The following is a 21527-nucleotide window of genomic DNA, read 5'->3' as shown; positions in this document are numbered from 1 at the left end:
AAGCAAAAATATTTTAGAACCAAGGAGAAATATCACTCATGTTAACATATGATTTGGATAAACGCGGCAGCACACCACTCTATGATTACTTATACCAATGCATCCGTCAGGATATCATCAGCGGCAGGCTGCAGGCAGGCGAACGCTTGCCCTCCAAGCGCACGCTGGCACAGCATCTGAGCGTGGGCATCATCACCGTGGCCAACGCCTACGCCCAACTGGCGGTAGAAGGCTACATCACCTCGCGCGAAAAGAAAGGCTACTTCGTAGAAGACGTCAGCAGCTACCGCGTGCGCCGCAAGGCTGCAGCAGCGATGCTGCCGGAGGCAGCGGAGCGCGAATACTTTGCCGACTTCAAGGCTAACCGCATCAGCCTGCAAAACTTCCCACTCGCTACATGGACACGCCTGATGCGCGAAACACTTTCCGTGCACAACGAAGAGCTGCTCAAAACCGTTCCCTACAAGGGCGTCTACGAACTGCGTAAGGCTATTGCCGACTATCTGGCACATAACCGCGCTATGCAGGTTGATCCTTCGCAAATTATCATCGGCGCCGGTACGGAATATCTTTACGGCCGCCTGCTGCAGATGTTCGGCCATGCCTGCACCTTCGCCATCGAAGAACCGGGCTATAAAAAATTCGCCTCCATCTCCGCCAGCTTCGGCAATCCCTGGAAGTACATCCCCATTGATGACAACGGCCTGATGATTGACAAGCTGGAGGAAAGCGGTGCCGACGTAGTACATCTTTCCCCAGCCAACCATTTCCCTACCGGTATTGTCATGCCCGTAACACGCAGGCTGGAGCTGTTTGAATGGGTTAACCGTATCCGCAAGCGCTATATAATTGAAGATGATTACGACAGCGAATTCCGTTACACCGGTCGCTTTATCCTGCCGCTGTACGCGCAGGATACGCAAAGCCGCGTAATCTACATGAACACCTTCTCCAAAAGCCTGGTTCCCTCGCTGCGCATCAGCTACATGGTGCTGCCGCCGCGTCTGCTGGAGCGCTATGAGCAGACCATGAGTTTTTACAGCTGCACCGTATCCAGCTTTGAGCAGTATACGCTGGCACGCTTTATTTCCGAAGGCTATTTTGAACGCCACATCAACAAAATGAAAAACTACTACCGCGAGCAGCGCCACAAAATTCTGGCTGCCATCCACTCCTCGCCGCTAGCCGCTGTTTCGCAGATAACCGAACGCAACGCCGGTACGCATTTTGTACTGCATATCAACACCAAACTGACGGAAGCAGAAGTGCGCAAGGCAGCACTGGCAGCAGATATGTGCCTTTCCTTCTATTCCGATTACAGTCATAATACCGAAGAAAATAACGGCTGCACGCTCGTTATCAATTACGCTGCCATCGAGGCAGATAAAATTGCCGCGGTAATAGAACGATTAAGCAGCCTGTTCCCCGAATGCAACCAGATAAGCTGAATAAATACAGACCAGATTTAAACGCAAAAAAGCATGCACCGCTTCTCACAGCAATGCATGCTTTTTGCTTTAATTCTTACAGCTCGATTTTCTGTATGTTGGCAATAGCCTCTTTGGCTTCGGCAATAATACGCTCCATAACATCCTTGCAGGGCAGGATATCATTCAGCACGTTCAGGCTCTGACCGCACATAACGGTACCGTTGGTAACATCACCTTCCACAAGACCTCTGCGGTTGGTGCCTGTACCCATCGCCATCAGCTCCTCTTTGGGAGCACCGGCAATTTCACGGGCAGTATACGCATCGGTAAAAGCGTTCGCCAGGCAGCGTACACCAAGATTACGGCTGTAACCGGTTGCTACGCTGTCAGTATCGGTTGCCTTGACAATAGCCTCCTTAGCAACAGGATTTGCCGGGCATTCCTCAGTCAGCAGGAAACGGCTGCCCATCTGCACACCTGCAGCGCCCATCAGCAAAGCTGCAGCCAGCGCACGACCGTCGCTGATACCGCCGGCAACAAGCACCGGAACAGATTTAATCTGCGGCAGTACGTTTTCCATCAGCGCCATAGTAGTCTGCTTGCCGATGTGACCACCAGCTTCCATACCTTCAATAACCATAGCGTCAGCGCCTGCAGCTTCAATACGCTTTGCCAGCTTAACATTAGGCACTACCGGAATAACCTTGATGCCTGCAGCATGAAAAGCAGGAATGTGCGGTACAGGGTTGCCTGCACCCAAGGTAACAAAGGCTACCTTTTCTTCGCACAGCATAGCAATGATTTCCGCAATGTTAGGAGCCATCAGCATAACGTTAACGCCGAAGGGCTTGTCGGTCAGAGATTTTGCCTTGCGCACCTCGTCACGTGTCCATTCCACAGTACGGCCGCCGCTGCCGATGATACCGGCACCACCGGCGTTGGAAACTGCCGCAGCCAGCACAGCGTCACTCGTCCACGCCATACCACCCTGGATAACAGGATATTTTATACCTAAGAGCTCAGTTAATTTAGTTTTCATGATAATCACCTCGCAACAATTTTACACGCCTATTATATACTATTCTCCACGCAGTAATCGTGAATTATTTTTAAATTTTACCAAGTTTGTAAAGAATGTAACTAAGATGCAGTTTTTAAGGTGCAAGCTTACACTTAATTGTAGTTTTTTGTCCATAAAATTTGACATCAGGCTATAAAAATTGTAAAATTTTATGAGTACCCTGAAAGACTTCAGGACTGTTGTTTTTTATTTTTAACCGTATTGGCTGCAATAAAAAGCATTAAGGTCGAGGCGACTTGATGTATATGGTGCTTTATCAGCAGCTTGCTAAGTTCATTCCACGCAGGCTGCTCAGAAAGTGCCGGAGACGAAGAAGGTTGACGATGGCGTACATTCTGTACGTCGAGGAAAACCTGATGAAGTATACGGTGCTTTATCAGTAGCCAGTACGGTAGTAGTTATTACTTAAGGGAAAGAGGTCAAAGAAACATGCGCAGTACACAAGTAAAAAAAGGTTCAACCCGCGCAGCCCATCGCTCTCTGTTCTATGCAATGGGTTATACTGAAGAAGAATTAAAGAAACCGTTAATCGGCATCTGCTGTGCCGCTAACGAAATCATTCCGGGGCATATGCATCTGGATACCATCGCTAAGGCAGCCAAATACGGTGTGCTGGAAGCTGGCGGTACTCCGATTGAGTTCCCGGCTATCGGCATCTGCGATGGCATCGCCATGGGCCATGACGGTATGAAATATCCGCTGGCAAGCCGTGAGCTGGTTGCGGACAGCATCGAAGCTGTTGCTAACGGCCATGCGTTTGACGGCTTAATCCTGATTCCGAACTGTGATAAAATTGTTCCCGGCATGCTGATGGCAGCAGCTCGTCTGAACATCCCGACCGTTGTTGTCAGCGGCGGTCCGATGCTGCCCGGTCGTTACCATGGCAAAGATATCAGCGTATCTACTGTATTTGAAGCTGCCGGCCGTTTTGAGTCCGGTCAGATTGATAAAGCAGAGCTCAGAGAAATCGAGCATTGTGCATGCCCGGGCTGCGGCAGCTGCTCCGGTCTGTTCACTGCAAATACCATGAACTGCCTGACTGAGGTTCTTGGCATGGGCCTGCCTGGCAACGGCACTATCCCCGCTGCTTATAACGGCAAGCGTATTGCTTTGGCTAAGCACGCAGGCATGGCTGTTATGCGTCTGCTGGAGGAAAACGTTCTGCCTCGCGACATCATGACGCTCAATGCCTTCAAGAACGCTATTACTGTTGATATGGCTATCGGCGGCAGCTCCAACACCGCACTGCATCTGCCGGCAATCGCTCACGAAGCAGGCATCGACCTGCCGCTGGAGCTGTTCGATAAAATCTCCAAGAAAACTCCGTACCTCACTAAGATGAGCCCTGGTGGCAGCCACCACATCGTTGATTTGAACGAAGCCGGCGGCATCCCTGCCGTTATGCACGAGCTTGACCGTCTGAAGCTGATTAAAAAATCCTGCCAGACTGTCAGCGGCAAAACTGTCGGTCAGATTATCAAAAATGCGGAAATCCTGCGTCCTGAAGTTATTCACAGCGTAGAAAATCCGTACAACAAAACCGGCGGCATCGCTGTTCTGAAGGGCAATATCGCTCCGGAATGCAGCGTTGTCAAGGAAAGTGCTGTTGATCCTTCCATGAAGGTCTTCAGCGGTCCGGCTAAGGTTTATAATTCAGAGGATGAAGCTATTGCTGCAATTTGCGCACAAAAGGTTGTTTCCGGTGACGTTGTCGTTATCCGTTACGAAGGCCCGAAGGGTGGCCCCGGCATGCGTGAGATGCTGAACCCGACCTCCGTACTGGCAGGCATGGGCCACGACAAGGACGTTGCACTGCTTACCGACGGACGTTTCAGCGGTGCTACCCGCGGTGCCTGCATCGGTCACATTTCTCCGGAAGCACGCGAGGGTGGTAACATCGCATTGATTGAAAACGGCGATATCATTGAAATTGATATTCCGAACCGTACCCTGAATGTTAAGCTGAGCGACGAAGAGCTGGCTGAACGCCGTAAGAACTGGGTTTGCCCGCCGCCGAAGGTTAAGAGCGGTTACCTGGCACGTTATGCTGCTTTGGTTACCTCCGCTGCTACCGGTGCTGTGCTGAAGGTTCCCGGTCAGGACTAAAAGAATTATATAAGCTGAAAAAGCAACTCCCCATCTTTCTTACCGCAAGGTAAGACGGATGGGGAGTTTTTGCATAAGAAAAGAGGCTGAGATAAAACCAACCTCACAAATTATAGAATCGCTAAAGTTTAAGAAATTTTTTTACACTAAAAAACAGTGGGAATTTACCTGACGGTAAACCTCCACTGTTTTTTCTGTTAAAGGCTAGGTTTTATCACGGCATCTCAACAATTGATTATTAATACTCAATTTTGCTCCAGCAGATAGATATCGCTGATTTCCTTTACTGTGCGCACATTATTCGGCAACGGACCCGCCTTCTGCACGCGACGGTATTCCAAACCGCGCACCAATAGATATTTTTTGCTGCCGTCACGCAAAGCATCTGTCAAAGCACCTGTCTGCGGAATCATTTCGATACCGGGTTTGCCTGCATAATACATGAAGCCGGGGCGCAGGAACTTGTCTACATAAACAGGCGTCTGCTGCTCACATTGTTCCTTATACACGCTGCTCATAGTTTTTACACTGAATCGGTCGGCAATTACCGGCAAAACAAAAGCAAAGGCAACACACATCGTCACAGCGCCAATCATCACATGCAGCCAGGATGCCAGCTCGATATCGCGATAATACAGCAGAGCGAAAACTGCTGCTGCACCCAAAAGCAAGGTCAGCACACCCAGCATCACCAGGCTGAAGTCAGCCTCCGGCAGATACTGCGCACCGATAATCCAGCCCACGCCAAGCAGTACAAACATAATACCGCTGCCTGCCGCCCAACCGTAAAAGGTTGTGTTATGGCGCAGTCTGCTTTGCATTCTCGCTATATTCCAGCCGATAATTACCGCCATAGCAGGGAACAACGGCAGAATATAGGATACAAGCTTTGTTTTGCAGATAGTAAAGAACAGCAGCACGAAAATCCACCAAACGTGGAAGAACAGCAGCTTGCGCATATCATCTATACGGCTTTCGCTTACAGATGCTTTAGCAGCCTGCCACAGCATACCTGTCCAGGGGAACAAGCCTAAGATTATTACAGGAAAATAATACCAGAAGGTCACGCGGTTAGCATGTTCAGCCGTCGTAAAGCGCGTTATATTGTGAAAGCCCAGGAAGGTATTGATAAATTCCATGCCATGCACTGTATACATAGCGTAATACCAGGGTGATGCGATGAGAAAATACAACAGCAAACCACGGATAACGTGCATGCGTAAAATCTCACGCAGCTGGCCCATAGCCACCAGATACAGAAAAATAATCGCTCCCGGGAATACGATACCGATAGGACCTTTGGTAACAGTAGCCAGCGCCATGCACACATACATCAGCCAATAACGCTTATGGATAAAGCTCAGCAACGCACCTGTCATAAAAAAGAGCAGCGTTGTATCTGTCACCGCCGCCTTGCCCATATAGAAAAATTCTACACAGCTTGTAAGAATCATGGCAGACCAGAAGCCTGCACGCTCATTGAACAGCCTTGTGATACCTACATACATCATCACAGAGGTACCACAGGCCATTAAAGCCGCAGGAAAGCGGGCCGCACATTCGCTGTCACCGAAAATAAACTGAGCAACAGCAACCAGCCAATAATACATAGGCGGCTTATCATACCAGAAATTGCCAAAAATTCTCGGTGACAAAAAATCACCGGCAGCCAGCATCTCTCTTGCTGTTTCCGCATATACGGGTTCATCCGGATCCAGCAGCGGAATGCTGCCGATACCGAACATAATCATAAATAACGCAGTGCCTGCTACAATCAGCAGGCTGTTTTTTTCAATCTGATTCATCAGTTTCCATCCCTCAACATAACTTCAAAATTAATATACCAACTACTCATTTTTCTTACCCTCGGTAGTTTTGCTCTTAATCGAAGCCATATTCAGCACATCGCTGCCAAAAGCTCTGATTGTTACTACCGCTCCCAGCATAAAGGGCAGATATTCTGCCGTAAAGCGCCAGAGAACTGCCATGATGCCTTCAACACCGTTAGGCAAAATATTGGAAAACAGCACCAAGAAGCCTGCCTCCGCTACACCGCTGCCACCGGGTGTAGGCGAAAAATACAGTATTAAATTCAGCAGTACCATGCGTCCCATAACCTGCCCCAGGTCAAAATCAATATTCAGACCGGTAAAATAAGCAGGCACAGTGGCATAAATAAAGAGCAGGCTCACACCGGATTCGATAAACGCACGGAAAACCATCTTCGGATGCTTGCCCATAACTACAACGGCGTTCTTGAACTCGTTATACCAGATAAAGCAATTGCGCTGCGTAGTAAATGAAAGCTTACGGGTAAACCACATAATCGCCTTCTCGGGATAACGTGTTTGCAGCAAGGAAATTACGATGATCGGCAGTGATATAAACAGCACCGAAAGAATTGTCAGTACAGACGCAGGCATCCATTTTACTATATCCGCATCGCTGTGCAGCACCACCGGCACCAGCAGAATAAGGAAGATAATGGACATAACGGTGCGCACCAAAACTACTACCGTAGATTTGGCGACAGGCACCCCGGCCTTACGCATAAACATAACCTGAGCAATGGCGCCGCCGCTGGCACCCGGCGTTACCAACGCCAAAAAGTAGTTGCTCAGAACTACATTCACTATCTGATGAAAGGTCAGCTTCTCGTCTGTCACCGAAGCCAGGGTTATCAGGCGCAGGCCGTCAAAAATCAAGCCTATCGCAAGACATGACAAAGCCAGCAGAATACAGCGAGGCTCGAACATCGTCAGGTATTCCAAGGTCCGTATATCAAATGTAAAATAAATAACCGCCGCCGAAATCAACAGGACAAAGCCAAAAAGCAGACCTAAGCGGAACAATAATTTTTTATTCATCTAGCAGACTCCAAATGAGCTTATTTTTTTAGTACAAGAGCTTTAGCAGGCCGTAAAATTAACAGGCTGAATATGCTCCTGCTGCAGCAGCTTTTTATTGCCGCTGTCAAGGTACGCCTGCATTTCCTCCTGCCAATGATATTGCCAGGGAAATATTTTTCCCAAGGCAGCAGAATCAAGACCGGGATGCGTCATCAGTTCGCTGACGCCATCCGGAAGCTGATGCAGGATATTGCCTACAAGCTCCGCATTCAGATGACCGCCTGCCAGCATGCCGAAGAAATGCTGCGGATGCTTTAGCCCAAGGCTGTCAGCGCGCTGCGCCGCCATTTGAGCACAAAAGCTGAGCCCGCTGCGACCGATCATTCTGCCGATACCTGTATGAAAACCTCCGGTAAAGGTATAGGCTTCCTTAGGTATACGTACCCTTATAATATTATACTCATTACAGAGCTTTAATACAAGTGCATTAATTCCCGGCAGCACATGCGTATGCTGATGGCTGTCGATATGCGTAATGTTTATTTTAGCTTCCAACGCCCTTTCGATTTGCGCGCGTAGCTCCGCTTCCAGCTCGCTGCGCTTGACGCTGCCGCTGTAAAAGCGCTTGGCAAAGGCAACGTAATCCGCCAAAAACAATCCCTGCTCATCCAAAAGGCTGCTGACCTTGCCTGCAGGAAGTACAGGTGCCACGCTGCCGACAAGCGTCAGATGCACACCTATACCGAGCTGAGGATTTTCCTGCGCCAGCTGCACCGCCTCCTGCCAGCAGGGAGCACTGGGCATCAACGAGGTGCTGGTAATAAAGCCCTCCCGATAGCCCTTAATAATACCTGCGTTAATCAAAGGATGCAGACCGAAATCATCTGCGTTAACAATTAGTTTTTTCATAATCTCTACACTCTTTTGTAATTGGCAAAGTGCAGCTTTACATATTCACGCAAAGCATCTTTGCCATATTTTTCTGCTAAGCGGCGGGCACATGCCGTTGCCTGCTCGCCGCCGCCCTTCGGCAGATCGCCTACGCCGGCCTGCTGCGCCAGCTCGTCCATCGTCCGCAAGAAGCGGGCGCGGGCCAGCACCGAGGCAGCGGCAACCGCCAGGTTGCTTTCTGCCTTAGGCTGCTGGCGCACGCTGCAGCCGGGGAAGCGCTGCTGCAAAGCCTTTAAATTTACCGTAGACTGGGTAAACTGGTCAATCAAAGCGCTGTGGCAATCCTTTTGCCGCTCCAGCACCTGACTGAGCGCCGCCACATGTCCGTAGCCTAAAAGCTGGTTGAGCTTGCCTCCGGCAGCCGCTACCTGCTCATAGCGCAGATTATAAATCTTCGGCTTCAGCTCCAGCACACTATAATCAACAACGGTTGCCTTGATAACATTCTCCAGCTCAAGGATTTTTTTATCAGTCAGCAGCTTACAGTCCTTAACGCCTGCAGCCTGCAGCTTAGCTGCCGTTGTGTTGTCCACTACTGTGGCCGCCACAACCAGGCTGCCGAAGAAATCACCCTTGCCGGATTCATCACTGCCTGCCCACAGGCCGTTGCTTACTGTTGCTCCTGCGGCTGCAGGCTGCAGCTCCTCAGACGCATTCTGCACTCCCTCCAGCACCAGCATTAATCTTTGCTTTAAGGCACTGTCACCGTTATAAACATGCGTCAGTCCTTTTTTGCCGTTATATATATTCACGGATGCCTTAGCCTCACAAAACTGTACTGCAATCTGCTGGCCATAATTTATCGGATTATCCTTAACAATACTGAAACCATCCTGACGGATTTTTTCTGCAGCCTCTGCCAGATAATCGGCAAAGGCCTTCGGTGTCAACTGTTTCACTCCTATTCTCCTCTTTGCACATAGTTTTTCGCCTTCCACTCCTCAAAGAGCAGATAAATCAACGGAACAACCACCAACGTCAGTAAGGTGGAGGTTGTTAAGCCGCCTATCAGCACCACGCCCATAGACTGGCGCAGCTCCGCACCCTCGCCGATGCCGAGAGCAATCGGCAGCATACCAAGTATCGTAGACAATGTTGTCATAAGAATAGGACGCAGACGCAGCGAGCAGGCCAAGAGCACTGCTTCACGGATAGACATGCCCTTTTCACGCTCCTGGTTGGCATAGTCAATCAGCAAAATAGCATTTTTGGTAACAAGACCCAGAAGCATGGTAAAGCCAATCATGCTCATCATGTTCGCCGTCTGTCCTGCAACAAGCAGGCCCAGGATAGCGCCGATAATCGCAAACGGCAATGATACCATGATAATCAGCGGCTGCGAAAAGCTTTCGAACTGCGCCGCCAGCACCATGTATACTACAACTATGGCCAGAATAACGGCCTTATAAACCTCTTTAAAGGAGCGTGCCATGTTATCGGCCTGACCAATCATCTTATAGTTATATCCCGGCGGCAAATTCAGCTCAGGAATATATTCATCGCGCACCTTGCCGATTAAATCACCGGGCGAAATACCTACTGTGTTGGCATAAACAACGATCTGACGCTGCTTATCCTCACGCTCAATGCGTGTAGGACCGCTGCCGTAGCGCACATCTGCGATATCCCCCAAGCGGATGAACTGACCTGCGGAAGAAGAAATGCGCAGGTTCATAACATCATTGATATTAGTGCGCTGACTTTGCTCCAGCTGCAAAATAATATCATAGTCATTGTCACCGATGGTATAGCTGTTGCTGGTGCTTTTGCCCATAATAGCCATTTCGATAACCTTGCCAACCTCCGTAGCATCAAGACCGAATTCACTGGCCTTGGCGTGGTCCAGTTTGACCACGATTTCCGGCTGCTCTTCCGAATCGGATATATCAACGTCGGTCGCACCCTCAGTCCGGCGTATCATATCTGCCAACTGCTGAGCGTAATTTTTCAGCTCCTTGATATTGCTGCCGCGCAGACCAATCTGCACCGGACGGCTGTCACCACGGCCACCGCCCTGGTTTGATACAACGGTAACCTTCAGGCCTTCAACATTTTGGAAGCGTCCGCGCAAATCATCCATTATCTGCTGCATGCTGCGTTCACGCTCATTGCTTGGCTTCAGGCGGATATCCAGAGAACCCTGGTTAACAGGATTGCGGCCGTTGCCGATATTAAGCGCCACGATTTTGACCTCCGGCAACTGCGAAATCTCCTGCTGCAACGGCTTGGCCAGCTCTACAGTTTTCTGCAAACTGGTGCCGATGGGCGCTTTAACATTGACGCTGAATTCACCCGAATCATATGTAGGTTGGAATTCCGTACCCACAAACGGAAGCAGCAGCAAATTCAGCAACAGCGAAATGATACCTACGGCAACAACCTTCTTAGGTCTTTCTAAAGCCCAGGCCATTAAGCTGTCATACATTTCACGCACGGACTGGAAGCCTGCTTCAAATTTATCGAGAGCCCTCTGCACAAAATGCGTGCGCTCCTTGCTGCTCTGCTCCTCGGTTTCTGCCTTAATCCAGTACGCCGAAACCATTGGCGTAAGCGAAAAGGCTACAATAGTAGAGAACGCTACCGCAAAAGCAACCGTCAGACCGAACTGCTTGAAGAACTGGCCGATGGTTTCACCCATATTGCCGATAGGCACAAATACAGCCATTAAGCTCAGGGACGTCGCCAAAATCGCCAGCGTCAGCTCCTCCGTCGCTTCCTTGGCTGCCACAAACGGCGTCTGTCCCATCTCAATATGGCGGAAAATATTTTCAATTACTACAATCGCATCATCAATCAAAATGCCGACTGCCAGGCTCAAAGCCATCAGCGACATATTATTCAATGTAAAGCCCATAACCTTCATCATAAAGAAGGTGGCGATAATAGAGGTAGGAATACACAGACCGCCGATAATAGTCGCACGGAAATTGCGCAGGAATAAATATGTTATCAAAAGCGCCAGAAAACCGCCGAAAAGAATCGCATTCCAGACATCCGCAATATTGTCGCGTATATAGTTGGACTGGTCGCGCACCTTATCAACAATGATATCGGGCGGCAGATTGCTATGCTTCAGCTCCTCCATCTTGGCATTGACATTATCGGTAACATCAACAGTATTGGTTTTGGACTGCTTGCGCACAAAGGTCATAACGCAAGGAACACCGTTAGCACTGGCAAAGGTATCCTCATCCTCCCAGGAATCAAGCACATCGGCAATTTCACTGATATAAACAGGACGGCCGGTATGATTAGCAACTACCACCTGCTTGATATCATTAATATTGTTATACTTGCCTAAGGTACGCACAGTGATTTCCATAGCGTCATTTTTCGCCTTACCGCCGGGAGTATTATAGTTATTGGCGTTCAGCTTACTGCGCACTGTCTGATAGGCAATACCGTATTCCGCCAGCTTTTCCGGCTTCAGCACAATGCGGATAGCACGCTGGCTGGCACCGACAACAGTAACCTCGGAAACACCCTCCACCATCTGCAGCTCATCCTTAATATTATCCTCCACAATGCGGCGGATTTCACCACGGCTGCGCGAAGGCGAAGCAAAGGTATAGGCCACAATCGCGCGGGAGTTGATGTCAACAGTCTGCGTTACCGGCTCGTCGATATCATCAGGCAGAGCCTTGCGCACACTGGCAACCTTTTCACGCACCTCACTGGCCTTCACCTGCGGGTCGACACCGATATTAAATTCCAGAACTGTTTCACTGTAGCCTTCCAGCACAGTTGAAGACAGCGTCTTGATACCCGAAACCTGACTGACGCGGTTCTCAATCGGCTTGGTAACCAGCGTTTCCATTTCCTGCGGCGAAGCACCGCTATAAGTAACACGCACGCTGACAATAGGCAAATCAACATCAGGATTCAAATCAACGCCGATTTCCGGATAGCAGCGGATACCGAACACCACCAACAGCAAAATAAACATGGTGGTAAATACCGGCCGCTTGATAAATGTTCCAATCATCGTTATTTACCAGCCTTTTTCAAATCTATCTTGCTGCCTTCACGCAGCTTGTTATGTCCTTCGGTAACAATAGTATCCTTTTCATCCAGTCCGCTCACTATTTCAGCAAGCTTATCATTCGTATAGCCGACATTCAGCACACGGCGCTGTACAACGCCTTTATCATCAACAACAAATACCGTCTGCTGGTCATCACGCATCACAATAGCCTGCACCGGAATAGTCAGCACATCAGCTTTAGGTGAAGCTGTAAGCGTAACGTTGGCATAGACGCCGGCCAAAAGACCTTCGCTGTTATCCACGCTCACCTCTGCCGCAAAAGTATGCGCCGGCAAATCCGCAACCGGAGCGATGCGGGTAATTTTGCCTATCAGCTTTTTACCGGGATAAGCAGGCAGGGTAATACTTGCTTCATTGCCGACATGTACACCGGCAATCTGTCCTTCGGGAATATGAATCGTAGTTTTCAGCATAGAGATATCAGCAACGGCAAAAATAGGCGTACCTGCCTTTGCGTAATAGCCCTCCTGATAATAACGCTTAGAAATAATGCCATCAGCCGGCGCTGTCAGCACCGTGCCCTCAGACTTAGACTCCATCGCCCGCAGACTGCCTCTGGCAGCCTCCAGCTTAGCTGCAGCATTATCACGCGCAAAGCGGTAATCATCCACCACCTGCTGCGAAACAGCACCCGTAGCATATAGCTTTTCATAGCGCTGCAAATCTGTTTCCGCCTTGTGCAAGCTTGTCTGTGCATCCAAAAAGCTGCCCTTGGCGCTCAACAGATTGGCATCGGTATCAGCCTGCTCCAAAATTGCCAACACCTGCCCACGGCTCACACGGTCACCTTCACGGACATAAACCTTTTCCAAGCGTCCGTCCACCTTAGCGGCAACCTCTGCCTGCCATTCCGGGTCCAAACTGCCGGAAAAGCTCAGACTGGGAACAATCGTCTGCCTTATGGGGTGAGCAGTAACGACCGCCACATTGCGTACCTGCGACAGTCTGGCAGCACGCGCCTTATCAGCCTGAATATTGCTGTAAATACGGTAGCCGATAATTACGCATACCGCCAGCATCAGGCCAAATGCTATCTTAACCTTGCGATTCTGTAAATTCACTTTCTTTCCTCCCTGCACCATTCCCTTGGGGGTAAATTATAATGGGGTAAGTTTAATTTTAGCTTAGTTTATTACGGAGTAATTATAGTTATAGATAATAATATTATACCCCTTATCAAGATAAGTTAGCAAGAGCAAAGCCACAGGCAGGCATAGAAAAAGCACGCTGCAAGCAGCGTGCTTTCGACAGTTTTAAATTAATCTTACAGGCCTGCCTGCTCGCGCAGTGCAGCAGCCTTTTCAGTATGCTCCCACGGCAGATCTACATCGGTACGTCCGAAATGACCATAAGCAGCAGTCTGCTTGTAGATAGGACGCAGCAAATCCAGCTCACGGATAATGCCGGTCGGGCTCAGGGAGAAGTTTTTACGAACCAGCTCAACAATCTTGTCCTCGCTGATTTTGCCGGTGCCGAAGGTTTCAACCAGAACGGAAACCGGATGTGCTACGCCGATAGCGTATGCCAGCTGGATTTCGCATTTATCTGCCAAACCTGCGGCAACGATATTTTTAGCAACGTGACGTGCAGCATAAGCAGCACTGCGGTCAACCTTAGAGGGGTCCTTGCCGCTGAAAGCACCGCCGCCATGACGAGCCATACCGCCATAGGTGTCAACGATGATTTTACGGCCGGTCAGACCAGCATCACCCTGAGGACCGCCGATAACAAAACGGCCGGTCGGATTGATGTAGTATTTAGTTTCCGCATCCAGCATTTCTGCGGGAACAATCGGTGCAATAACCTTTTCGATAATATCTTTGCGAATCTGCTCGTTGGAAACTTCCGGTGCATGTTGGGAAGAAATAACGATAGTATCTACACGAACAGGTTTGCCGTCGTCATATTCAACGGTAACCTGAGTTTTGCCGTCCGGACGCAGGTAAGGCAGCACGCCTTCCTTACGAACCTTGGTCAGCTGCAGAGCCAGCTTGTTAGCCAGATATGCAGGCATCGGCATGTAGCTTTCGGTTTCGTTGGTTGCATAACCGAACATCATACCTTGGTCGCCGGCACCGGTTTCTTCCTCAGCAGCCTGGCCTTCCTTAGCTTCCAGCGCTTTGTCAACGCCCATAGCGATATCAGGGGACTGCTCGTCGATGGAAATCAGCACACCGCAGGTGTTGCCGTCAAAACCGAATTTTGCACGGTTGTAACCGATATTGTTGATAGTTTCGCGAGCAATGTGTGCGATATCAACATAGCATTGGGTAGAAATTTCGCCGAAAATGTGAACCTGACCGGTAGTAACGATAGTTTCGCAAGCAACACGGCCTTTAGGATCTTGAGCCAGGATGGCATCAAGCACAGCATCGGAAATTTGGTCTGCTATTTTATCGGGATGACCTTCGGTAACGGATTCGGAAGTAAATAATTTTCTCATTGGTAGCTCCTTTCATAAATAAAAAACGTTGTTGAGAGTGTTTAGATGGTATAAGAAAAGGCGTTCTCATTATGAGAACGCCTTAAATTATTACTCTTAGCATTCTCATCTTACAGATAAACTGCAGGACTTAGCACCGTTTTACAGCTGTCACGCTGCAATGGTTGCTGCGACTTCACAGGGCCATTCCCTCCATCGCTCTTGATGAGTTGTATTAAATTGGTTACAGATGCCATTATATAACAAAATCAAGATAATGACAAGTACTTTTTTTACGAAAAATATGTGAAAACGCCTTTTCCGTAATGGCCGATACTAAATAGAATTTAATTCTATTATACAGGGATTCATAATGCATACGTATCCTTGCAATCCCTACTCCAAAGAACGCGGAGAAGGCTGCAGATGCTAAATGATTGCGACGACGACGTACTTCTAGTACGTCGAGGAGCGGTCATGACGCAGATGCGGTCTTATACGCGCTCTATCAAGCGCGCTCTCTACGAATACGCAACGCCTCGTCCAAAATACGGTTCGCCACATCAACCTTCGGCATCTGCTCCAGCTCGCATACATCGCCGTTGGCGTAAAGGAACTTAACGATATTGGTATCGGAGTTAAATCCGGCACCGGCAGCCGTAACATCGTTAGCTACAATCATATCAAGATTCTTCTTGACTACCTTTTCGCGGGCGTTAGCCAACAGGTTTTGCGTTTCTGCAGCAAAGCCAACCAATACCTGATGCGTTTTCTTCGCACCCAAGGTTTTGAGGATATCCGGATTTTTATCCATAACTACAGTCAGAGCATCGTCTGTTTTCTTCTTAATCTTTTGGTCTGCCACATCACGCGGACGGTAATCGGCAACAGCCGCTGCCTTAATAACGATATCAACTGCATCGTAGGCTGCCAGGCAGGCCTCCAGCATTTCATTGGTCGATTCAACCTGCACAGCCTTCACATTAGGCGGTACGGCAAGCGCAGATGGACCGCTGATAAGCAATACCTCTGCACCGCGCTCGGCAGCCATCTGAGCTACGGCATAGCCCATCTTGCCGCTGGAACGGTTGCCGACAAAGCGAACGGGGTCAATCGGTTCACGTGTACCTGCTGCGGTAACGAGTACCTTCAGGCCACGCAGATCGCCCTCACGGCCGGCAAAAAAGCTGCTCATGAACTCCACAATCTGCTGCGGTTCAGGCAGACGGCCAGGGCCGCTGGTGCCGCAGGCAAGATGTCCGGAAGCAGGCGGCATTACAGTAATACCGCGGCTTTGCAGCTTAGCGATATTTTCCTGAGTTGCAGCATTAAGATACATACCGGTATTCATTGCGGGGCAGACAACTATCGGTGCCTGAGCTGCCAAAAGCGTAGTGCTCAGCAGATCATCCGCAATGCCATATGTCATTTTAGCCAGAATATTAGCGGTAGCAGGCGCAACTAAGAAAGCATCTGCCCAATTTGCCAAAGCAATATGCTCAACATTAAATTCCTGGTTGCTGTTCCACATGCTGGTAGCAACAGCATTACCGCTGATTTCCTTGAAGGTTAACGGAGCAACAAACTGCTGCGCATGCTCGGTCATGACCACACGCACCTCGCAGCCCTGCTTACGCAGACGGCTTACAAGATCTACAGCTTTATAAACGGCAATACCGCCGGTTACTCCCAAAACAATTTTTTTGCCCTTTAACAAGGTTTTACCCTCCCGCTGTTATACGTTTTTAGTACGCTCGTAGGTAATAGTATCGTTAGCAATTTCCTTCAGCGCAGCGCTGACCTCTTTTTCCGCGGAATTTACACCGGGAATAGTGAGCTCGCGTGCTCTTTTTGCTGCCAAAATAACCAAAGTGTATTTGCTATCTACTTTTTCTGCCAAATAGTCAATAGACGGATCTACCATAGACATTATAGAATCACTCCTTTAAGTATTTCATGGTTCACACAGCAGACTGCTGCATAATGTAAATTTATTTTTTAGCTTTACAAATCTTATCAACAATAAAATATGTTCTGGCTACGCGGTAACGCTCAGCCTCCATAATTGTAAGTACCTTTTGCGCTGCCTTTTCCGCAATATCATTAACGATGATATAGTCATATTCCGCTGCGTAGGTCAGCTCGCTGGCTGCGGAAGCCATACGGCGCTTAATAACATCCTCGCTGTCTGTACCACGTTTATAAATACGTGCGGAAAGCTCATCTAAGGAAGGCGGTACGATGAAAACAAATACGCCTTCAGGGAAGCGCTTTTTAATCTGCAAAGCGCCCTGAATATCAATCTCCAACAGTACGTCACGGCCGGATTCCAACTGCTCTTCCACGTATTTGCGCGGTGTGCCGTAATAATTGCCGTATACTTCGGCATATTCCAGCAGCTCGCCCTTTTCAATCATCTGCTTAACATCGGGAATTGTTTTGAAGAAATAGCTTTCTCCGTCAACCTCACCCGTGCGCGGTGCGCGTGTAGTAACAGAAATAGAATAACCTAAATCCGGCAGCTGGTCTCTCAGCATCTGGCAAATAGTTCCTTTGCCTGCTCCCGACGGACCGGATACTACAAGAAGTACTCCCTTAGGAGTAACATTATCAATATCGTTGCTCATGATCCAATTACTCCTCTTCTTCAGAATCAGCAGTTTGTGCTACCAGACGGTTGGCTACAGTTTCCGGCTGTACCGCAGACAGGATGATGTGACCGCTGTCCACAACAACTACAGCACGAGTACGACGTCCGTAGGTTGCATCCACAAGCATGCCCTTATCGCGGGCTTCCTGGATAATACGTTTAATCGGTGCCGATTCCGGACTGATAATAGAAATAATGCGGTTGGCTGCAACAATGTTGCCAAAGCCGATATTAACTAGCTTTATATCCATAACTTCCTCCAGTTTTATTCGATGTTCTGAATCTGCTCACGGATTTTTTCTATTTCCGCCTTAATTTCTACGACTATCTGCGCCATAGTATAATCGTTGGCTTTGGAAGCAATAGTATTTGCTTCACGGTTGAATTCCTGAATAAGGAAGTCCAGCTTGCGTCCTACCGGCTGGTCGGAAGCAATGATAGTCTTGAATTGCTTGATATGGCTCTTCAAGCGGACTATTTCTTCCGTAATGCTGGTGCGGTCAGCAAAAATTGCTACCTCCTGCAGCAAGCGCTCCGGCTCAACCTTGATATTATTGTCAGCCAGAAGATTAGTCAGACGCTCCTGCAGCTTAGCCTGGTATTCTTCCACAACTAAGGGAGAACGCTCCTCAATCTGTGCCAGCTTTTCGGCAATCAGATCTGCACGGTAAATAAAATCACCGTAGATATTGCCACCCTCTGTTTCACGCATAGCTACCAAATTAGCAACAGCCTGCTCAACAGCCTGCTCAACCTTGGGCCAAACGCTTTCTACATCAAAAAAGCCTTCCTTAACGTTAATCACGTCAGGGCATTTTGATAAATAGAGAATTTCTGCAGCAGCGTTAATGCCTGCAACGTCGGCTCCGATAGCAACGCCTACCTCCTGCAATGCCTTATGATAGGCAGCAGCAAGGTTTTTATCAACCTTCAGAGTACAGTTGCCGCTGACATTATAATCAGCAGTAATAAACACATCAATACGTCCACGGCTAACGGTTTTTAAAATAGTTTTGCGGATTTTATCCTCCAAAGGATTCAAAAATCGCGGTAAACGGATAGCAACCTCGTTATACCGGTGGTTCACGGTTTTCATTTCAATGTTAACAGAAAAATCTGCATCCTCGTAGGAACCACGGCCGAAACCGGTCATACTTTTTAACACAGGCTTCCTCCTTCATCCTCACCAGCAAAGGTGATATTATTTCAGCTTAAAAGATAAGTATTTTTTGCTTCAATCTTATCTTGAAAATTTATTATACCATATTTCTCTAATGATTTCAGCATTTTTCTTCGTTTTTCGTCGCTTAGATAAAGAAATGGCCCATTTTTGTTTTGCTATACTTGTTGCAGGTAATGGAGTATAATATGATAAATTAATAAATTGCATTGTATTCTCGCAGGTTCAAAAAACTTTGCCGAGCCTGCACCGAAAGGAGTCCCTATGAACATTGAAGGCTTAACTTTAAAGCTTCTTACAGATACATTAAATGAAGAACTGCTGGGCAGCAAAATATATAAGGTATATATGCCTAATCCGCAGTCACTGCTGCTGCTCGTCCGCAGAACACGCGATACAAGCAGTCTGTTGGCGGATATGCATAACGGCAGCTGTGTGCTTTATCTGCCGCAGCAGCTGCCGGAAAACCCGGAAACTCCTCCCACCTTCTGTATGCTTCTGCGCAAGCATCTGGAAGAAGGACGTATCACGAAAATCAGCCAAAGCGGCCTGGACCGCATTATTACACTGGAAATAGATCTTTTAGGTGCCTCCAGTAAAATTATTACCAAAAAGCTGATTTTTGAGCTTACCGGTAAAAACAGCAATATCATTCTTACGCAGGATGATGTTATTATCGACTCTTTGAAGCATGTAAGCGCAGCCCAGAGCAGCTATCGCACTATCCTTCCTGGCAAAGCCTATATTGCGCCCCCGCCGCAGGAAGGTCTTAACCTTTTGACTGATGACCCGGCAAAAATTGTGCAGACTGCCAACAGTCTGCCTGCAGCCAACTTCGCCAAGGCCTTTATCAGTGCTACCACCGGTGTCGGCAAAATGACAACACTGGAGCTTTTAGCCGCTGCGGATATCCTGCCGCAGGAGGTGCGTCTGGAAAGCTCCACCTGCCAGTCCCTAGCGCAGGTTATCGGCAAGCTGCAGGCAGATATGCAGATGCAGGCCGCCAAGCATCCTGTCTATGCGCTCATCAGCCGTACTAATCAGGTAAAAACCTTGCTAGTATTGTCTCCGCAGAATGTGCAGGAGGGCATGCAGGTTAAAGAATTTACCGATATCAACAGTGCGCTCAATTTTGCTGTCAGCCTGAAGCCTATCCAGCTTCCGCGTCACGAACAGCTGCAAAAGCTGGTGAACAGCGAAACTGCCAAACTCAAGAAAAAGCTACAGGCCCTGCAAGAGGATTTAGCTCATGCAGCCAATGCCGAGGAACAGCGTATGCTGGCAGATACTATCATGGCCAATATCTACCAGATAAAAAAAGGCCAGACAAGCGCCGAGCTGATCAATATTTATGACGGCGAGCCGGTTACGGTCAGCCTTTCCCCCATCCTTTCGCCTACGGAAAACGCACAGGCCTATTACAAGCGCTATAATAAGTACAAGCGCGCTCAAACCGAAGTACGTATCCAGCAGGAATCTACGGAAGAAATGCTTGCTTATCTGGAAAGCCTGGACGCTTCACTGCTCACCGCTACAACGAAGGAAGAAATTGAAGAGATTAATCAGGAAATGCTTGGCAGCGGTTTGCTTAAGGACACGAATAAAAAGAAGAAAAATGCCGGACTGCAAAAATCTCAGCCTCTGCATATCCGTTTAAATCCTGAAGCAGATTTGTATATCGGTAAGAATAATAAGCAGAACGATTATGTTACCTTTACCTTGGGCAATCCTAAAGATTTATGGTTCCATACTAAAGATATCCCCGGCTCGCACGTTATTTTGAAAACGTCACTGCCGGAAGCACGTCAGGAGGATATTAATCTTGCTGTGCAGCTGGCAGCATATTTCAGCAAAGCGCGCGACGGCAGCAATGTTCCGGTCGACTGCGTACAAAGACGCTATGTAAAGAAGCCTGCAGGCAGCAAACCCGGCTTTGTTGTTTTTACAAACCAGAATACTTATTACACAACACCTGATATGGAGTTAATCCAAAAATATTTAAAGTAAGGATTTAGTCAGAACTTCATCCGTCTGTATATAAAACGCGCCCTGATTCATAGAAATATGAAGCGGGGCGCGTTGAAGTTTATGGGAAGTTTTTTGAGTGTAGATAGTTGTATCAATCTTTTTTGTCAAAGCAAATCTGCAGAACAATGCTGATTGATAAGAAAGCAAGTAAATCGAGCGAGAGGTAATATCGTGCAAGGAATAGCAATTTTAGCGAATGAGTGTCCGGAATCATCTGCGGGCTCATCCAAGAAGCGAGTCCGCAGGGCGATGCTGATTGGCTCATGCGCGCCATGCGATAGTGTCCCAAGAAGCAAGCTCGAAGAGCGAAGCTGATTGGTTTGACACGAACCGCTAAGTGTTGCATTGTATGAGCGCTAAGCTATCTACTATAATAAAATCTCTTTGCATAGCGCGAGTTTTGCGGCACTTCGTCCTGGTTCCACACGAAATTTGCATTAAGAAATTGCTGCTGACCGAAACGATATATCTCGCGCGAATATAAGAAGTACGGTAGTAAGCCTGACACATGCTTGCGCGTCGCTTCGCTCCTTCAAGCATGGCTATCTATCCCTCCAAAAATACTCCTTGCAGCAATACTTCATTAAGAAGTTGCCGCTACCGACTTTACTGCATAATAGTAGATTCTATCCTCAATCGACAAGCTGATTACATCAGCTCGTCGATACGCCTCGCCACAATCGCATTTGCTCGTCGCATAGCTCCTTTAGACGTGGCGGTTGGGCAGCCAGCCCCGCTGCTGGTCATAAGATGGCTGACGGTAAAAGAAAAAAGACATGTCACAT

The 21527-nt window shown here is 48.4% G+C and carries 16 protein-coding genes and 1 riboswitch; of the genes, 3 read left to right on the top strand and 13 right to left on the bottom strand.

What is annotated here, in order from left to right; genetic code table 11:
* The first annotated feature begins 38 nt into the window (after nucleotides 1–38).
* A complete protein-coding gene (pdxR, locus tag HMPREF9443_RS08470; RefSeq protein ID WP_040565362.1) occupies nucleotides 39–1448 on the top strand; it encodes a MocR-like pyridoxine biosynthesis transcription factor PdxR in 1410 nt (469 codons plus the stop codon).
* Nucleotides 1449–1524: 76 nt separating this feature from the next.
* Here the strand turns inward: pdxR and HMPREF9443_RS08465 are convergent, their stop codons facing one another.
* On the bottom strand, nucleotides 1525–2469 hold the full coding sequence (locus HMPREF9443_RS08465) for a nitronate monooxygenase (protein ID WP_009146181.1): 945 nt from the start codon (nucleotides 2467–2469) through the stop codon (nucleotides 1525–1527).
* A 471-nt stretch (nucleotides 2470–2940) separates the two neighbouring features.
* On the opposite strand from HMPREF9443_RS08465, the gene ilvD reads away from it, so the two are divergent.
* Nucleotides 2941–4617 (top strand): dihydroxy-acid dehydratase, encoded by a 1677-nt coding sequence (gene ilvD, locus HMPREF9443_RS08460; protein WP_040565360.1) that lies wholly within the window; start codon nucleotides 2941–2943, stop codon nucleotides 4615–4617.
* Between the two features lie 245 nt (nucleotides 4618–4862).
* Here ilvD and HMPREF9443_RS08455 read toward each other — a convergent pair whose 3' ends face one another.
* The 12 genes from HMPREF9443_RS08455 to HMPREF9443_RS08400 form a co-directional block, all read right to left on the bottom strand.
* Nucleotides 4863–6422: an ArnT family glycosyltransferase gene (locus tag HMPREF9443_RS08455; RefSeq protein ID WP_009146179.1), complete on the bottom strand. Its 1560-nt coding sequence runs from the start codon at nucleotides 6420–6422 to the stop codon at nucleotides 4863–4865.
* Between the two features lie 42 nt (nucleotides 6423–6464).
* Complete coding sequence (locus HMPREF9443_RS08450) at nucleotides 6465–7484, bottom strand: lysylphosphatidylglycerol synthase transmembrane domain-containing protein (protein WP_009146178.1); 1020 nt, start codon at nucleotides 7482–7484, stop codon at nucleotides 6465–6467.
* Between the two features lie 42 nt (nucleotides 7485–7526).
* Entirely contained in the window at nucleotides 7527–8375 is an 849-nt protein-coding gene (locus HMPREF9443_RS08445; protein ID WP_009146177.1) for a ChbG/HpnK family deacetylase, read from the bottom strand.
* Between the two features lie 5 nt (nucleotides 8376–8380).
* Nucleotides 8381–9316, bottom strand: a complete 936-nt coding sequence (gene rnhC / locus HMPREF9443_RS08440) for a ribonuclease HIII (protein WP_050787127.1) — start codon at nucleotides 9314–9316, stop codon at nucleotides 8381–8383.
* A gap of 2 nt (nucleotides 9317–9318) precedes the next feature.
* A complete protein-coding gene (locus tag HMPREF9443_RS08435; protein ID WP_009146175.1) occupies nucleotides 9319–12402 on the bottom strand; it encodes an efflux RND transporter permease subunit in 3084 nt (1027 codons plus the stop codon).
* A 2-nt stretch (nucleotides 12403–12404) separates the two neighbouring features.
* Complete coding sequence (locus tag HMPREF9443_RS08430; RefSeq protein ID WP_187363717.1) at nucleotides 12405–13523, bottom strand: efflux RND transporter periplasmic adaptor subunit; 1119 nt, start codon at nucleotides 13521–13523, stop codon at nucleotides 12405–12407.
* A 203-nt stretch (nucleotides 13524–13726) separates the two neighbouring features.
* Complete coding sequence (metK, locus tag HMPREF9443_RS08425) at nucleotides 13727–14905, bottom strand: methionine adenosyltransferase (RefSeq protein ID WP_009146173.1); 1179 nt, start codon at nucleotides 14903–14905, stop codon at nucleotides 13727–13729.
* Between the two features lie 102 nt (nucleotides 14906–15007).
* Nucleotides 15008–15116, bottom strand: a riboswitch (SAM riboswitch).
* Between the two features lie 276 nt (nucleotides 15117–15392).
* Complete coding sequence (gene coaBC / locus HMPREF9443_RS08420) at nucleotides 15393–16601, bottom strand: bifunctional phosphopantothenoylcysteine decarboxylase/phosphopantothenate--cysteine ligase CoaBC (RefSeq protein ID WP_009146171.1); 1209 nt, start codon at nucleotides 16599–16601, stop codon at nucleotides 15393–15395.
* A gap of 18 nt (nucleotides 16602–16619) precedes the next feature.
* Nucleotides 16620–16808, bottom strand: coding sequence for a DNA-directed RNA polymerase subunit omega (gene rpoZ / locus HMPREF9443_RS08415; RefSeq protein WP_148495367.1), 189 nt, complete (start codon nucleotides 16806–16808; stop codon nucleotides 16620–16622).
* Between the two features lie 67 nt (nucleotides 16809–16875).
* Complete coding sequence (gmk, locus tag HMPREF9443_RS08410; RefSeq protein ID WP_009146169.1) at nucleotides 16876–17511, bottom strand: guanylate kinase; 636 nt, start codon at nucleotides 17509–17511, stop codon at nucleotides 16876–16878.
* 7 nt (nucleotides 17512–17518) lie between these two features.
* Nucleotides 17519–17785 (bottom strand): extracellular matrix/biofilm regulator RemA, encoded by a 267-nt coding sequence (gene remA / locus HMPREF9443_RS08405; RefSeq protein WP_009146168.1) that lies wholly within the window; start codon nucleotides 17783–17785, stop codon nucleotides 17519–17521.
* 14 nt (nucleotides 17786–17799) lie between these two features.
* Nucleotides 17800–18699: a YicC/YloC family endoribonuclease gene (locus HMPREF9443_RS08400; protein WP_040565358.1), complete on the bottom strand. Its 900-nt coding sequence runs from the start codon at nucleotides 18697–18699 to the stop codon at nucleotides 17800–17802.
* A 279-nt stretch (nucleotides 18700–18978) separates the two neighbouring features.
* Between HMPREF9443_RS08400 and HMPREF9443_RS08395 the strand changes: the two genes are divergently transcribed.
* The gene (locus HMPREF9443_RS08395) at nucleotides 18979–20721 is read left to right on the top strand and encodes an Rqc2 family fibronectin-binding protein (RefSeq protein ID WP_009146165.1); all 1743 of its coding nucleotides are present in this window, start codon (nucleotides 18979–18981) and stop codon (nucleotides 20719–20721) included.
* Nucleotides 20722–21527: the final 806 nt, after the last annotated feature.

This window comes from Phascolarctobacterium succinatutens YIT 12067, assembly GCF_000188175.1.
Lineage (GTDB): Bacteria > Bacillota > Negativicutes > Acidaminococcales > Acidaminococcaceae > Phascolarctobacterium_A > Phascolarctobacterium_A succinatutens.
This window is presented reverse-complemented; position numbering and strand designations above follow the sequence as displayed.